The sequence below is a fragment of the Pseudaminobacter soli (ex Li et al. 2025) genome (assembly GCF_003012705.1).
Taxonomy (GTDB): Bacteria; Pseudomonadota; Alphaproteobacteria; order Rhizobiales; family Rhizobiaceae; genus Pseudaminobacter; species Pseudaminobacter soli.
This window is the reverse complement of sequence record NZ_PXYL01000003.1, coordinates 332028-345307: the sequence shown is the minus strand read 5'-3', so window position 1 is coordinate 345307 and position 13280 is coordinate 332028. Positions and strand designations below refer to the sequence as shown.

General features: G+C 64.4%; 15 protein-coding genes. 8 read left to right on the top strand and 7 right to left on the bottom strand.

From position 1 onward, the window contains the following. Window positions 1-16 precede the first annotated feature (16 nt). From C7I85_RS07860 to phnN, 3 genes are read left to right on the top strand one after another with little or no spacing between them, the layout of a single operon-like run. Window positions 17-724 (top strand): DUF1045 domain-containing protein, encoded by a 708-nt coding sequence (locus C7I85_RS07860; protein ID WP_106723595.1) that lies wholly within the window; start codon window positions 17-19, stop codon window positions 722-724. Window position 725: 1 nt separating this feature from the next. Next, complete coding sequence (locus C7I85_RS07855; protein WP_106723403.1) at window positions 726-1865, top strand: alpha-D-ribose 1-methylphosphonate 5-triphosphate diphosphatase; 1140 nt, start codon at window positions 726-728, stop codon at window positions 1863-1865. Beyond that, the gene (phnN, locus tag C7I85_RS07850) at window positions 1862-2488 is read left to right on the top strand and encodes a phosphonate metabolism protein/1,5-bisphosphokinase (PRPP-forming) PhnN (RefSeq protein ID WP_181257116.1); all 627 of its coding nucleotides are present in this window, start codon (window positions 1862-1864) and stop codon (window positions 2486-2488) included. Before C7I85_RS07855 ends, phnN begins: the two co-directional genes overlap by 4 nt. Window positions 2489-2540: 52 nt before the next feature. Here phnN and C7I85_RS07845 read toward each other — a convergent pair whose 3' ends face one another. The 3 genes from C7I85_RS07845 to C7I85_RS07835 all read right to left on the bottom strand — a co-directional run bounded on the left by C7I85_RS07845 (window position 2541) and on the right by C7I85_RS07835 (window position 4049). Then, complete coding sequence (locus tag C7I85_RS07845) at window positions 2541-2963, bottom strand: GFA family protein (protein WP_106723402.1); 423 nt, start codon at window positions 2961-2963, stop codon at window positions 2541-2543. Window positions 2964-3055: 92 nt separating this feature from the next. After that, entirely contained in the window at window positions 3056-3628 is a 573-nt protein-coding gene (locus C7I85_RS07840) for a class I SAM-dependent methyltransferase (RefSeq protein WP_342587293.1), read from the bottom strand. Window positions 3629-3806: 178 nt separating this feature from the next. Beyond that, window positions 3807-4049: a hypothetical protein gene (locus tag C7I85_RS07835; RefSeq protein WP_106723401.1), complete on the bottom strand. Its 243-nt coding sequence runs from the start codon at window positions 4047-4049 to the stop codon at window positions 3807-3809. A 169-nt stretch (window positions 4050-4218) separates the two neighbouring features. Here C7I85_RS07835 and C7I85_RS07830 point away from each other — a divergent pair, with 169 nt between their 5' ends. After that, the gene (locus C7I85_RS07830) at window positions 4219-4854 is read left to right on the top strand and encodes a LysE family translocator (protein ID WP_106723400.1); all 636 of its coding nucleotides are present in this window, start codon (window positions 4219-4221) and stop codon (window positions 4852-4854) included. A gap of 99 nt (window positions 4855-4953) precedes the next feature. On the opposite strand, the gene bfr is transcribed toward C7I85_RS07830, so the two are convergent. Both bfr and C7I85_RS07820 read right to left on the bottom strand, forming a co-directional pair. Beyond that, window positions 4954-5439, bottom strand: a complete 486-nt coding sequence (gene bfr / locus C7I85_RS07825) for a bacterioferritin (protein WP_106723399.1) — start codon at window positions 5437-5439, stop codon at window positions 4954-4956. Next, window positions 5405-5716 (bottom strand): (2Fe-2S)-binding protein, encoded by a 312-nt coding sequence (locus C7I85_RS07820; RefSeq protein WP_106723398.1) that lies wholly within the window; start codon window positions 5714-5716, stop codon window positions 5405-5407. The genes bfr and C7I85_RS07820 overlap by 35 nt, the downstream gene beginning before the upstream one ends. Before the next feature lie 536 nt (window positions 5717-6252). Between C7I85_RS07820 and C7I85_RS07815 the strand changes: the two genes are divergently transcribed. Together C7I85_RS07815 and C7I85_RS07810 are read left to right on the top strand one after the other, a co-directional pair. Next, a complete protein-coding gene (locus tag C7I85_RS07815; protein WP_106723397.1) occupies window positions 6253-7494 on the top strand; it encodes an NAD(P)/FAD-dependent oxidoreductase in 1242 nt (413 codons plus the stop codon). A 23-nt stretch (window positions 7495-7517) separates the two neighbouring features. Next, a complete protein-coding gene (locus C7I85_RS07810) occupies window positions 7518-8228 on the top strand; it encodes an MBL fold metallo-hydrolase (RefSeq protein WP_106723396.1) in 711 nt (236 codons plus the stop codon). A gap of 59 nt (window positions 8229-8287) precedes the next feature. Here the strand turns inward: C7I85_RS07810 and C7I85_RS07805 are convergent, their stop codons facing one another. Further along, window positions 8288-9733 carry an aldehyde dehydrogenase family protein gene (locus tag C7I85_RS07805; protein WP_106723395.1) on the bottom strand — a complete coding sequence of 482 codons (1446 nt, stop codon included), beginning with the start codon at window positions 9731-9733 and terminating at the stop codon, window positions 8288-8290. Window positions 9734-9988: 255 nt separating this feature from the next. Between C7I85_RS07805 and C7I85_RS07800 the strand changes: the two genes are divergently transcribed. Then, window positions 9989-11233: a TCR/Tet family MFS transporter gene (locus C7I85_RS07800; protein ID WP_106723394.1), complete on the top strand. Its 1245-nt coding sequence runs from the start codon at window positions 9989-9991 to the stop codon at window positions 11231-11233. Between the two features lie 494 nt (window positions 11234-11727). After that, on the top strand, window positions 11728-12087 hold the full coding sequence (locus tag C7I85_RS07795; RefSeq protein WP_106723393.1) for a septal ring lytic transglycosylase RlpA family protein: 360 nt from the start codon (window positions 11728-11730) through the stop codon (window positions 12085-12087). Here the strand turns inward: C7I85_RS07795 and C7I85_RS07790 are convergent. Beyond that, the gene (locus tag C7I85_RS07790; protein ID WP_106723392.1) at window positions 12054-13142 is read right to left on the bottom strand and encodes a D-alanine:D-lactate ligase-like protein; all 1089 of its coding nucleotides are present in this window, start codon (window positions 13140-13142) and stop codon (window positions 12054-12056) included. The two genes, C7I85_RS07795 and C7I85_RS07790, sit on opposite strands and share 34 nt — an antisense overlap. Between the last annotated feature and the right edge of the window lie 138 nt (window positions 13143-13280).

Below are 13280 nucleotides of genomic sequence, written 5' to 3'. Positions count from 1 at the left end.
AGGCGAGGAAAACACCATGCGTTATGCGATTTACTTCACCCCCGGCCCCGACGATGCGCTGACCCGCATCGCAGCGAACTGGCTTGGCCGCGACCCCTTTACCGGCGCGCACCACGAGGCGCCGGCGACCGAACAGATGTCGGCGCACGAGATCGCCTTCCACACCGCTGCGCCGCGCCGCTACGGCTTCCACGCCACGCTGAAGGCCCCGTTCCGGCTGGCGGAGGGCGAAACCGAAGCTTCGCTCGACCAGGCGCTGACCACCTATGCCGCCACGCTCGAGCCGGTGGTGCTGCCGCGCCTCGTCGTGGGGCAGATCGACGGCTTCTTCGCGCTGGTGCCGGGCGAATTCTCGCCGGCGCTGAACCGATTCGCCGGCGACATCGTGTCCGCCTTCGACCGCTTCCGCGCGCCGTTGACCGAAAGGGAGATCGAGCGCCGCAACCCCGATGCGCTGAGCCAGATCGAGTTCCAGAACCTGTGCCAGTGGGGTTACCCCTACGTCTTCGACACTTTCCGCTTCCACATGACGCTGACCGGCCGCGTGAACGGCGAGGACAGCACGAAACTGCGCGCGAGCATCGACGCGATGTTCGCCGAGGAACTCGACCGCCCCTTCGCCGTGGACGGGCTAGCCCTATTTGTCGAGCGCGAGCCCGGTGCCCCCTTCATGGTACATTCCCACTATGCGCTCGGCCGCCAGACCCAAAGAAAGACCGCCTGAGATGACGACCGAAACGACATTGACCAATGCCCGCATCGTGCTTGCCGACGAGATCGTCGACGGCTCGGTGCTGATCCGCGACGGCAAGATCGCCGATGTCTCCGCCGGCAATGTCCGGACGGGCGAGGACATGGAAGGCGACTATGTCATCCCCGGCCTGGTGGAACTGCACACCGACCATCTCGAAGGCCACTATGCGCCGCGCCCGAAAGTGCGGTGGAACCCGATCGCCTCGGTGCTGGCGCACGATGCGCAAGTTGCGACCGCCGGCATCACCACCGTGCTCGATGCGCTGCGCGTGGGGCTGGACATCGATTCTGACATCACCGCCGTCGATATGCGCAAGCTGGCCGACGCCATCGAAGACAGCGTGCGCAACGACCGTCTGCGCGCCGACCATTTTATCCATCTGCGTTGCGAGGTTTCGGCGCCGGACTGCCAGAGCGGTTTCGAGCTGTTCACGGGCGACGAACGCGTGCGGCTCGCCTCGCTCATGGACCATGCGCCGGGCCAGCGCCAGTTCGCCAGCTTCGAAGCCTATGCTGTCTACTACATGGGCAAGATGAAGATGACGGAGGAGCAGTTCCGCGCCTATTGCGAAAAGCGCATGGCGCAGTCGGCCGCCAATTCCGCCCCGAACCGCGAAGCGATCGCCGCCGCCTGCCAGGAGCGCGGCATCGTGCTGGCAAGCCATGACGACGCCACCACCGCCCATGTCGACGAAGCGATCGCGCAGGGCATCCGCGTTGCCGAATTCCCGACCACGCTGGAGGCGGCGCGCGCTTCCAAGCAGGCCGGGCTTGGCGTGCTGATGGGCGCGCCCAATGTGATGCGCGGCGGCTCGCATTCGGGCAATGTTTCCGCCCGCGAGCTGGCCGAAAACGGCCTGCTCGACATCTTGTCCTCTGACTACATCCCCTTCAGCCTGATCCAGTCGGCCTTCTTCCTCGGCGAAGTGGTGGACGCGATTTCGCTGCCGCAGGCCGTGGCCATGGTGTCGAAGACGCCGGCCGAGCACGTGGGCCTCACCGACCGCGGCGTGATCGAGGCGGGCCGCCGCGCCGACATGGTACGGGTGCGGGTGGACGAGCATGTGCCGGTGGTGCGCACCGTGTGGCGCGAAGGGCGCCGCGTGGCATGATGGTCTCGGCCCTCATCGAACGCGAGCAGGCAAGCAGCGCCTTTCCCGTTCGCAACGGCGTGTTCATTGCCGTCGTCGGCCCGAGCGGCGCCGGCAAGGACACGATCATGGCCTATGCGCGCGAGCGGTTTGTGAGCGAGGACAGCGTCGAGTTCGTGCGCCGCGTGATCACCCGCCCATCCGATGGTGCCACGGAAGATCATGACACGCTGGCCGAGGCAGCCTTCATCGAGGCTGAGGCGCGCGGCGCGTTTGCGCTCTCCTGGGAAGCGCACGGGCTGCGATATGGCATTCCGGCATGCGTGGATGCCACCATCGCCGACGGGCGCGTGGCGATTGCCAACGCCTCGCGCGGCGCCATCCCCGCGCTGCGGGCGCGCTACGAGAACGTCGCCGTGGTCGAGATCACCGCGCGGCCGGAAATCCTCGCCGAACGGCTTTCCGCACGCGGTCGCGAGTCCCGCGAGGAAGTGCTGGCCCGGCTCGCCCGCGCAAGCGCGGTGGAGCTTTCGGGCGCGGGCGTGTCGACCATCGACAACAGCGGGGAAAAGGAAATCGCCGGCGAGCGGCTTGTCGCCATCATCCGCAAGGCCATCGCCTTTGCCGATGTCGGACGGTTCTAAAGCATGATCCCGAAAAGTTGCAGACTTTTCGGACAAGATCATGCTTCAAAAACTAGTCGGGGAATTCCTGGAACTGGGGCAGGTCGTCGGTGATCTCGTGCCACTTCGCCTTCGAGCCGACGAAGATGTGCATCGAAGGGCGGATGGAGGGCTCGTCCATCAGCGTACCCATGGCGACATGGACGTACGTTGCCTCGCGGACGACCGAATAGAGTAGCGAGCCGCAGGTGCTGCAATGCACGTCGTGCGCGGCCTCGTCGCCGTAGATCGAGACGGCCCCCTCGCCTTCCGTGATGCGCAGCCGGTCGCGCTCGATGCCGGCGAAGGGCTTGAAGGCCGAGCCGGTGGTGCGCCGGCAGTTCGAGCAATGGCAGTTCATTGCGTAGCGGAACGCGTCCGCCACCTCATATTTCACGGCCCTGCAGAGGCAACCGCCGGTCAGCATGCGCGTGGTGCCAGAGGTTTCGGACGTCATAGATCTGTCCCGTTTCGAAGCCGCGAGGCTATAGAGATTCCGGCGCGTGCGACAGCGCCGATTTTCCGGCACTTACTCTGGAAGCGCGGTCGCTATAGGCGCTCGAAGGCGAAGACCGCGCTCGGCCTGATATCGCCTGTCTCGGCCACACCCATGTCCGACACCGAATATTCGGCGATGACGCGAAGCCGGCTGCGCGGCAGCCAGGCGCGCCAAGGATCGCCGATCAGCACCTCGATGCCGGCGTCGAGGCAGCGGTCGAGAAACGCGGTGACCCGCTCGGCCAGGCTCTGGTCATAAAAGAGGTCGCCAACGGCCACCATATCCACGGCAGGCGGCGGGCCGGCGGTCAGATCGGCGTGGATCGCCTCCAGCGCCACGCCATTGGCGGCGGCGTTCAGCTTCAGCGCCTCGATGGCATAGCGGTCGACCTCCGCCGCCATCACCGCGCCCGCGCCGGCCTTGGTTGCGGCGATGCCGACAATGCCGGAGCCCGCGCCAAGATCGAGCACGCGGCGGCCGGCAACGGTTTGCGGACGGTTGAGAATGTGCCGCGCCAGCGCAAGGCCGCCTGCCCAGCAATAGGCCCAGTAAGGCGAGCCGAAACCCTGGTCATCCGCTTCGGCGAGTCGCCAAAGCCCGCTCGACGGGCCGGCCCTGTGCAAGCGTATTTCGGGAATGGCGGGCACCGGCCCGACCGGCAGTTTTGCCCGGATGAATTTTTGTATGTCGACGCTGTCCAGTGAAGCGGCCCCATATGGCTCAAACTCAAGCCACGGCGACGCTATCAAGGCCGGCAATGATCTGCAATGCGGGGGTGTTTCCCGCTGGCTGCGGTTTGGGTTAAGCCAGCGAAACGACGATCTTCTTGCTCACGCCCTTTTCGGACACGTGAAAAGACTTCGTGCAGGGTTTTCCGGCGCGCTTTGCTTCAAGCAGGCCCGGCAGGTCGAGGCCCTGGCTTTCGAGCGAGGCAAGAGCGGATTTGGGCATGATGGCCCTGGCAAGGCCGAGGACGAAGGCAGGCATGGTGAAGGCCGTCTCGCGCTTGCCGTCGATGAACTTTTCGATCGTCAGCCTGGCCATCGTCTTCTCCGTGCGGCTCAAAAATGCTCCGTCGGCCATATCCCAGGGTTGCGTCAAAGGCAATATACAACCATGGCGTCGCCGCTCACTGGACAGGCCGCCGTGAAGCGCGATAGCGTCTATGGCTCGCCGGCAAGACCGCCGAACCGCGACAGGGGAGTCAAAAAAAGTGCCGTCCACCGAACTGCTCGTCGCCTTCATCGTCACGGCGGCCATCTTCGCCTTCATGCCGGGCCCGGCCATGCTCTACGCCGCCGCCCAGACCATGGCGCGCGGCAGGTGGCCGGGGCTGATGGCCACGCTCGGCATCCATATCGGCGGCTATGCGCATGTGATTGCTGCGGCAGCCGGCCTGTCGATGCTCTTCCACGCCGTGCCGTGGCTCTACATGGCGGTGAAGTTCGTCGGCGCGGCCTATCTCGTCTGGCTGGGCATTTCGCTGTTTCGCGCCAAGGCGCAAGGCGACAATGCTACGGCTGCTGTCATCGGGCCGAAATCCGCGCGCCGCGCCTTTTTCGAGAGCATCACCGTCGAGGTGCTGAACCCCAAGACGGCGATCTTCTTTATGGCGTTCCTGCCGCAGTTCGTCGATGCGTCCGCGGCACTCCCTGTGTGGCTGCAATTCGTGCTGCTCGGCACCATCGTCAACCTGATGTTTTCCTTCGCCGACGTAGTATGCGTGGTTCTGGCGGGCTTCGTGGTCGGCCGGCTGCGGCGCTCGAGCCGCGCGCAGCGCCTGGTGCAGCGCGCAGGTGGGGCGGTTCTGGTGGGGCTCGGCGTGCATCTCGCCCTCCAGCGGAGCTGACAGCCTTTCAGGCTTCAAGCCATCGCCGGTCCCGGTAAATCCTGGCCTATGGAAAGAAAGCGGCGCGTCAGCTAACCTGCGCGCCGCGTGGGAAAAAAATCAATCGGCGTCGTCGGCCGAAGCAGCGTTGAGCTGGCCGTATTTCTCCTCGCCGATCTGGGCGAGCAGGTCGAGCTGGGTTTCGAGGAAGTCGATATGGCTTTCCTCGTCCTTCAGCAGATCCTCGAACAGTTTCATGGTCACGTAGTCGCCCAGCTCCTGGCAGATCTCGCGCGATTTCTTGTAGGAGGTGCGGGCGTCATATTCGCCGGCGAGGTCGGCCTCGAGCACTTCCTTGACGTGCTGGCCGATGCGCAGCGGCGCGACCGTCTGCAGGTTGGGGTGGCCTTCGAGGAAAATGATGCGCTGAACGATCTTGTCGGCGTGATGCATCTCCTCGATGGATTCCTCACGCTCTTTCTTGGCGAGCTTGTTGTAGCCCCAGTCTTCCAGCAGTCGATAGTGGAGCCAATATTGGTTGACCGCGCCTAGCTCCAGAAACAGCGCTTCATTAAGCCGCTCGATGACCTGCTTTTCGCCCTTCATAGCTTCTGCTCCCATATTGGACGCGCAGTTCCCTCACGCGGTCCATGTGTGAAACAATATCGGCCTCGTTAGTGGCCGAGCTGCGGTGATAATGCTCGGTAACGCGAATGATTGTTTCCACCACATTTGGAAAGCAGCCGCAACAGCGACCGCGCTTCTGGAGCGAATGATAGACCTTCGCCGGCACGATGAGGTGCCAGGGATCGGCTTCCAGAAGGTCGATGATCGCCTCTTCGATCTCCTTCTCGGTTATCAGGTTACAGTGGCATACAAGCATTTCTTGCCCTGGTGGCTGACGGCGCTCTCTCGGCCGTTTGGCTGGGGTTAGTGATCGATCTTCGCGGGGAAGGATTTGGTGGGGGGCGTCATCGCGCACGTCTGTGCGCGAGCTGGCGGGATGAAGACCGCAATGAAAACTTCAAAAGGGGACGCGAATTTTCGCGCGAACGCCGCATCAGGGCGCGGACTTTGGAAACCGGACACCGATTCCTCCAATCGAACGGGTTTAAGGCCCAGACATCAAAGGCTGCACCCTCGGGCGCGCTGCCATAAAGGGCATGACCAAACCAAGAGTCAACAGGATTCTGGAGAAAAGCCTATATAAATCAATAGTTTAGAATTATTCTAAACTACAAGCGTCAAGTTTATGGCTATTTGCCGGCAACAAAGTGTCCAAAGTCTTGCGCCGCACACCTTGGCTTGACACCGGCATGGCCAAGGTGCGACCCAATTGCCGCTCGCACTGTCGGAACCAGACGGCTTACCGCCGGTGCAGGGCTCTATTCTGGCTATGAAGAAGCAAGTTCAGGTCCCATGAAGAACGGCGTTGTCATTGTCGGTGCGGGTCACGGCGGCGTCCAGGCGGCAGCCAGCCTGCGAGAAGAAGGCTATGACGGGCCGGTCACGCTCGTCGGCGACGAGGCCGAGCTGCCCTATCACAAGCCGCCGCTGTCGAAGACTTTTATCAAGGACCCGGCAGCCCAGCCGCAGATGCTGCGCGCCGACATCTTCTACAGCAACAACAAGATAGACCTGCGACTCGGCAGCTCGGTCGAGCACATCGACCTTGTCGGCAAGCGGCTGGAACTCGGCGACGGCAGCCATATTCCGTTCGACGCGGCTATCCTGGCGACCGGATCGCGGCCGCGCGAACTGAAGCTCGCCGGCTCGGATCTTGCCGGGGTGCTGTCGCTGCGCTCGGTGGCGGACGCGCGTTCCATTCGCGATCTCAGCGCCAAGGTTGAAGATGTCGTCATTCTCGGCGGCGGCTTCATCGGCCTGGAAATCGCCGCCACCCTGACGCTCGGCGGCCGCCGCGTGACGGTGGTGGAGGCGCAGGACCGCCTGCTTGGCCGCGCGGTGGCGCCTTCGATTTCAGCGCATGTGCGCCAGCGGCTCGAGGCCATGGGCATCCGGATCCTGACGCAGACCACGATCGAGCGGCTCGAAGGCGAGAACGGCCAGCTGAGCGGCGCGCTCACCTCGCACGGCGAGCGGCTGCCGGCGCAGATGGCGATCATCGGCATCGGCGTGGTGCCGAATGTCGAGCTTGGCCAGGCCGCGGGCCTGAAAATCGCCAACGGCATCTGGGTCGACGGCCAGCTGCGCAGCTCGCAGCCCGAGATTTTTGCCATCGGCGACGTCGCCAGCTATCGCCACGTGTTCTCCAACAGCGACGTGCGGCTGGAATCGGTGCAGAACGCCACCGACCATGCCAAGCTCACCGCGCGCATCATCACCGGCCATGAGGGGCACTATGACAGCGTGCCGTGGTTCTGGTCGGATATCGGCGACATGAAGCTGCAGATGGTTGGCCTGGCCTCGGCGAGCGACAGCAACGTCGTGGTCGGCGACGTGGCCGACAACAAGTTCTCCGTCTACCACTATGCCGGCAGCCGGCTGATCGCGATTGAGTCCGTCAACCGCCCGGCCGACCACATGCTCGGCCGCAAGATGCTGGGCGCGGGCTTCTCGCCGCGGCCCGAGACCGTGCAGGCGGGTGCCGATGCGCTGAAAGCAGCGCTTGCCGAGGCGCAAAAGGGCGTAGCCGCATAAGGGCAAGTTTTTTGGGGGTGCCGATGTCCGATGATTGGTTCGTAAGGAGATCGGTGGACCGGCAGACGACGCTGCTGACCGAACCCTATGTCGACTCCTATTTCAGCGCCAATATCTGGCTGGTGCGTGGGTCGGAGGTCGATCTGGTCGTCGATACCGGCATGGGCTTGAGGCCGCTCCGGCCGGTGCTCGACCTGACGCCCGGCAAGCCGGTGCTGGCGCTGGCAACGCATATCCATCTCGACCATGTCGGTGGGCTTGCCGAATTCGGGCATCGGCTTGGCCCGCGCCAATCGGCCGAGGCCTTCGCCACCATGCCCGACGCGCTGACCTTTGCGGATGAGTATCGCGAGATCGCCGAGCCGGTGAGCCGGCTCCCCTCACCCGGCTGGGTGCCAGCCGACTACCGGCTGATGCCAGCGCCGCTGACCCGCATTCTGGACGAAGGCGACGTGATCGACCTCGGCGACCGCAGTTTTAGGGTGCTGGAACTGCCCGGCCATTCGCCCGACGGCATCGGCCTGTTCGATGAAAAGAACGGCGTCTTCTTCGGCGGCGATGCGATCTATGACGAAGAGTTGCTCGACGACATTCCGGGGTCGGACAACGCCGCCTACCGGCGCACCATGGAGCGCCTGAAGACGCTGCCGATCCGCATCGGCCATGGCGGGCACGGGCCGAGCTTCGATGCAAAGCGCATGCGCGAGATCATCGACGACTACCTCGCCAAGTAGCTCAAACAAAAAATGCCCCGGCAAGCGGGGCATTTTTCTTTTTGCGTGTCAGCCGAAGCTTATGCTCCGGTGTTCCAGCCGGCGATGGCCTTGACCTCCAAAAAGTCTTCGAGGCCCCACTTGCCGCCTTCGCGGCCGAGGCCGGACTGCTTGTAGCCGCCAAACGGGCTTCCCGGGCCGCGCGAGGCGCCGTTGAGCTGCACCATGCCCGAGCGCAGGCGGCGCGCCACGCGGTGGGCGCGTTCCTGGCTATCGGTCTGGATGTAGCCCGACAGGCCGTAGGGCGTGTCGTTGGCAATCGCGATCGCTTCTTCCTCGCTATCGAAGGGGATCATGGCCAGCACGGGCCCGAACACTTCCTCCTGCGCGATGCGCATGTCGTTGGAGACGTCGGCGAAGATCGTCGGGCGCACGAAGTAGCCGCGGTTGAACCCTTCCGGACGGCCGGTGCCGCCGGCGACGAGGCGGGCGCCTTCCTTGATGCCGACCTCGATCAGGCCCTGGATCTTGTCGAACTGGGCGGCCGAGATCACCGGGCCGATATGGTCGCCATCCTCGGCCGGGTTGCCGACCGCCGTCTGCTCGGCGGCTTCGCGGGCGACCTCGACGGCCTGGTCGTAGATCGACCGCTCGACCAGCATGCGCGTGGGCGCATTGCAGGACTGGCCGGTGTTTTCGAAGCAGTGCGCCACGCCGCGCTTCACGGCCGCCGAAACGTCGGTATCGGCAAAGACGATGTTGGGCGACTTGCCGCCCAGCTCCAGCGTCACGCGCTTGACCGTTTCGGCCGCGGCGCGGGTAACGGCGATGCCGGCGCGGGTCGAGCCGGTGAACGACATCATGTCGATGCCGGGGTGGCGCGACATCGCCTCACCCACGGTCGGGCCGTCGCCATTGACCATGTTGAACACGCCGGCCGGGAAGCCAGCCTCTTCCATGATCTCGGCAAAGACGATGGACGACATCGGCGCGATCTCGGACGGCTTCAGCACCACCGTGCAGCCAGCGGCGATCGCCGGCACCACTTTCAGCGTCACCTGGTTCATCGGCCAGTTCCATGGCGTGATCAGGCCGCAGACGCCGATCGGCTCATGCACGATGCGGTCGTTGGGGGCGATTTCGCTGAGCTGGTGCTCGAACTCGAAATTCTTCAGCGCGTGGATGAAGTTCTTGATGTGATAGGCGCCGACGGAGGCCTGGGATTCGGTGGCGAGCTTGATCGGCGCGCCCATTTCGCTCGAGATCGCCTGCGACATGTCGGGCAGGCGGCGCTTGTAGGCGGCGAGCAGCTTTTCGAGATATTCGACGCGCTCCTCGCGGCTGGTGCGGCTCCAGCTTTCGAAGGCCTTGCGGGCGGCAGCCACGGCCTTGTCGACATCGGCGGCCGAGCCCAGCGAGATGACAGCGAAGGGCTGCTCGTCGGCCGGATTGATGACCTCCAGCTCCTTGGGCGTGATCGGCGCGGTCCAGCGTCCGTCGATGAAGAAATCGGTCTTGCGCAGCATGAAGCTCTCCTTTGCAACGGCAGTCTTGTCAGACGTAGCGCTTTGCCGCCCGTCTTTCCGCGATGATTACGACAAGATTGGTTGCCCGATAAGTAGCAATGAAGACGTAGCCGTTCAAACCGGGTGCGGCGGGAAAATGACTGGACCAGCCGCAAGCAATCCTGCCGGGTGATTGTCAGGATACTTTTCGTCTTGGGATTGCACTGTCACAAACTGCCTGTATAAGTCCGCTCCCTTTCGAAGCGAGCAACCGCCATGTCCAGCATATCCGGCTCCCGCCGCAAGGCGGCCATTGCCTTCATCCTCGTGACCGCGGTGCTCGACGTCGTGGCGATGGGCATCATCATTCCGGTGCTGCCGTCGCTCATCGAGGAATTCGCGGGCTCGAATGCCCAGGCCGGCTGGATCAACGGCGTGTTTGTGGCGCTGTGGGCGGGCATGCAGTTCGTCGCCTCGCCGATCATCGGTTCGCTGTCCGACCGATATGGCCGCCGTCCGGTGATCCTGCTTTCGACGGTGGGCCTGGCGGCAGACTATGTGCTGATGGCCGTGGCGCCGAACCTGTGGTGGCTGGCGCTCGGCCGCATCATCGCCGGCATCACCTCGTCCAGCTTCACCACGGTCTTTGCCTATATGGCCGACATCACCGCGCCCGAAAACCGCGCGCGCGGCTACGGGCTCATCGGCGCGGCCTTCAGCGCCGGCTTCGTGGCCGGGCCGCTTCTGGGCGGCGTGCTGGGCGAGATTTCGCCGCGCGCGCCGTTCTGGGTTGCGGCGGCGATGAGCGGGCTGGCCTTCCTCTACGGGCTTTTGATCCTGCCGGAGTCGCTTGCGCCGGAAAAGCGCATGACGTTCTCATGGAAGCGCGCCAACCCGTTCGGCGCGATGCTGCTGCTGCGCTCGCACAGTGAACTCACGGGCCTTGCGCTGGTAACTTTCCTGCTGCACTTCGCCCATCACGTGTTCTCGGCGGTCTTCGTGCTCTATGCCGCCTACCGCTTCAACTGGCATGCCTGGGAAGTGGGCGTGCTGCTGGCGATGGTGGGCGTGCTCGACATGACGGTTCAGGGCGTGCTGGTCGGGCCGATGGTGAAGCGTTTCGGCGATCGCACGACAATGGTGTTCGGCCTGTTCGGCGGCGCCATCGGCATCGCCTGGATGGGGCTGGCGCCGACGGGCCTGCTGTTCACGCTCGCAATGTTCCCCAACGCGCTCTGGGGCCTAGCCATGCCGACCCTGCAATCGCTGATGACCCAGCGCGTCTCCGAATCCGAGCAGGGCCAACTGCAGGGCGCGAATATGAGCGTGGCGAGCATTGCCGGCGTGGTCTCGCCGCTGTTCTTCGGCGCGGTCTATGCCTTCACCTTGCGGGAAAACTCGTGGCTGCCCTATCCGGGCGCGGCGTTCCTGATCGCCTCTTTCGTGCTCCTGTTGGCGGCGCTGCTCGGCTGGGCGGTGGCGCGGCAGGCCACGAAGCGCGAGGCCGACGCCTTGTCCTGAGGCGCCATTTTGGGCGCCTTTTGAACTGGCTCGGCGATAGACACGCGGCGCGCGACGCCGCCACCCTACCCACAATCGGCGCATGAACCCGAAATCGAGGACGATTTTCGGGAATAATTACGCATGGAATCAAAATGTTACCGGGTCTTCCAACGCGCCTGATGTGGCGCGGGGCACGGCTGGAGGAGGTACCGACGGCGCCTTGCCTCCGTCGTTCGGTCGTGGGCGTGGACCGTGGACGGGCCAACCTACGACCGACGGCTTAGCCCAGTACAAGGTCACCGGCCAAGCATAGCTGAATGATCTAATAGGTTAAAGTCAGGTTAATTACGTAAGTTCTGCCGTGATACGAATCCGCGCAGCCGCCTGACAAACTGTTTCCAAGTGACTCCAAAGTTGTCTCCCGGCCACGGAACCGACAGTAGTTCGCCGCATTTGCCGCCGCATTTCGCCCGTACCCGCTTCGGCACCGATTAACGGAGCCTAACCGAAATATGAAGAAGTTTCAGACTGCGTTCACCGCGGTCACGGTGACGGCCGGCCTGATGATTGCCGCCTCCACCGGAACCGCCTCGGCCCAATGCGGCCGCGCCTCCTGGTACGCCCTCACCTCCAAGACGGCGTCAGGCGAGCGCATGAACCCATCGGCCATGACCGCAGCCCACCGCACCCTGCCACTCGGCAGCAAGGTGCGCGTCACCAATCAGAGCAACGGCCGCAGCGTGGTCGTGCGCATCAATGACCGCGGACCTTTCGTAAAAGGCCGTGTGCTCGACCTTTCAAAGGGCGCAGCCCAGAAGCTCGGCTTCATCAGCTCGGGTCAGACCGCTATCTGCCTCGCCCGCGAGAGCTGACCGTTCAACCTGTTCGACGCCGTTTCGGCGATCGCCTCGGCCAGCCCAAGTCCCCATTGCGCCTTGCAATAGGCGCGGAAATCGAAGCATGGCAGGCCGGGGCAGACCTCGAACTCGATGAGGTGGACGGTGTCGTCCGCCTCCACCCGGAAATCCATCGAAAACACGTCGCGCAGGCCGAGCGCCTGCATGAGCCGGCCCGCGATGGCGCTGATGCGTTCGGCGGCACGCGGCTGGCTCGCGGCCACCGGCACCAGTTCCGGCTCGGCATAAGTGCCCGTCGCCTTCGCCTCGGCACCGGTGTCGCCATAGAGCGCCAGGCTGTCCTCCATCGTTTGGAAGTCACCGCCGGAGTCGACGAAGAAGATGCCGAGCGCCTCGATCCCCGTCTCTGGCTCGAGCCCAAGAAAACTCACCCGCACATTGCGCCCGGCCACATAGGGCTGCACCACGACATCGTCGCGATAGGCGGCAAAGACGCGCCGGCTAAGGTCCAGCGCGTGCTCCAGCGAATGGCACCGCGAATCCGAAAAAATGCCGATCTTGGCGCCGAGCCGGTTCGGCTTGACGAAATAGCCGGTCGGCGAAGCCTGCGGCTCAACCAGCCAGGCACCATTGCGCGCCTGGCCCGCTTCGGGCACCGGCAATCCGAGTGCGCGCAGCACCGCACCGGAACGGAACTTGTCCTGGCAGAGCGCAAAGAGGGAATCGTCGGTGCCGAGCGTCGGCAGGTCGTTGAGCCGCGCCAGCGCGGGCCCCGCGCTGCCGCGGAAATAGGCGATGCCGTCGCTGATCGTCCAGACCAGCGTCCGCTCGGGGTCGCGGCCAGCAAGCGCCTGCGGCGCATCGTCGAGCGCCACTGGCTCGAAGCGAAGGCCGCGTCGGGCGCAAGCCTGCGCCATGGCGTCGAATTCGGGCGCAATGTCGGTCGATTGGGCGAGATAGGAGGCGACTTCGGCGGCGCGAGTGGGCGGAACGCCATGGGCAACCAGTCGGTCGAAGCAAGCCCGCTCGGGCTCATAGACGAAAAGCAGCGTTGGCGACTGGTCCGGCATGTTTTTTCTTACCCCTCGACCGGCCAAGGCTTCTGCCGGCTGAACCAGCATCGCACCATCGCCGCAACGGGCTTTGCGCGAAATCGACCTCGGCCAGATGTTCGAGCGACATCGGCCGCAGCGTGCCGGGCGCATTCT

Excerpts from the sequence above, each read along its gene's own strand:
- C7I85_RS07860 (WP_106723595.1), top strand. The coding sequence starts at position 17 with ATGCGTTATGCGATTTACTTCACCCCCGGCCCCGACGATGCGCTGACC.
- C7I85_RS07855 (WP_106723403.1), top strand. The coding sequence starts at position 726 with ATGACGACCGAAACGACATTGACCAATGCCCGCATCGTGCTTGCCGAC.
- phnN (WP_181257116.1), top strand. The coding sequence starts at position 1,862 with ATGATGGTCTCGGCCCTCATCGAACGCGAGCAGGCAAGCAGCGCCTTT.
- C7I85_RS07845 (WP_106723402.1), bottom strand. The coding sequence starts at position 2,963 with ATGACGTCCGAAACCTCTGGCACCACGCGCATGCTGACCGGCGGTTGC.
- C7I85_RS07835 (WP_106723401.1), bottom strand. The coding sequence starts at position 4,049 with ATGGCCAGGCTGACGATCGAAAAGTTCATCGACGGCAAGCGCGAGACG.
- bfr (WP_106723399.1), bottom strand. The coding sequence starts at position 5,439 with ATGAAGGGCGAAAAGCAGGTCATCGAGCGGCTTAATGAAGCGCTGTTT.
- C7I85_RS07820 (WP_106723398.1), bottom strand. The coding sequence starts at position 5,716 with ATGCTTGTATGCCACTGTAACCTGATAACCGAGAAGGAGATCGAAGAG.
- C7I85_RS07815 (WP_106723397.1), top strand. The coding sequence starts at position 6,253 with ATGAAGAACGGCGTTGTCATTGTCGGTGCGGGTCACGGCGGCGTCCAG.
- C7I85_RS07810 (WP_106723396.1), top strand. The coding sequence starts at position 7,518 with ATGTCCGATGATTGGTTCGTAAGGAGATCGGTGGACCGGCAGACGACG.
- C7I85_RS07805 (WP_106723395.1), bottom strand. The coding sequence starts at position 9,733 with ATGCTGCGCAAGACCGATTTCTTCATCGACGGACGCTGGACCGCGCCG.
- C7I85_RS07800 (WP_106723394.1), top strand. The coding sequence starts at position 9,989 with ATGTCCAGCATATCCGGCTCCCGCCGCAAGGCGGCCATTGCCTTCATC.
- C7I85_RS07795 (WP_106723393.1), top strand. The coding sequence starts at position 11,728 with ATGAAGAAGTTTCAGACTGCGTTCACCGCGGTCACGGTGACGGCCGGC.
- C7I85_RS07790 (WP_106723392.1), bottom strand. The coding sequence starts at position 13,142 with ATGCCGGACCAGTCGCCAACGCTGCTTTTCGTCTATGAGCCCGAGCGG.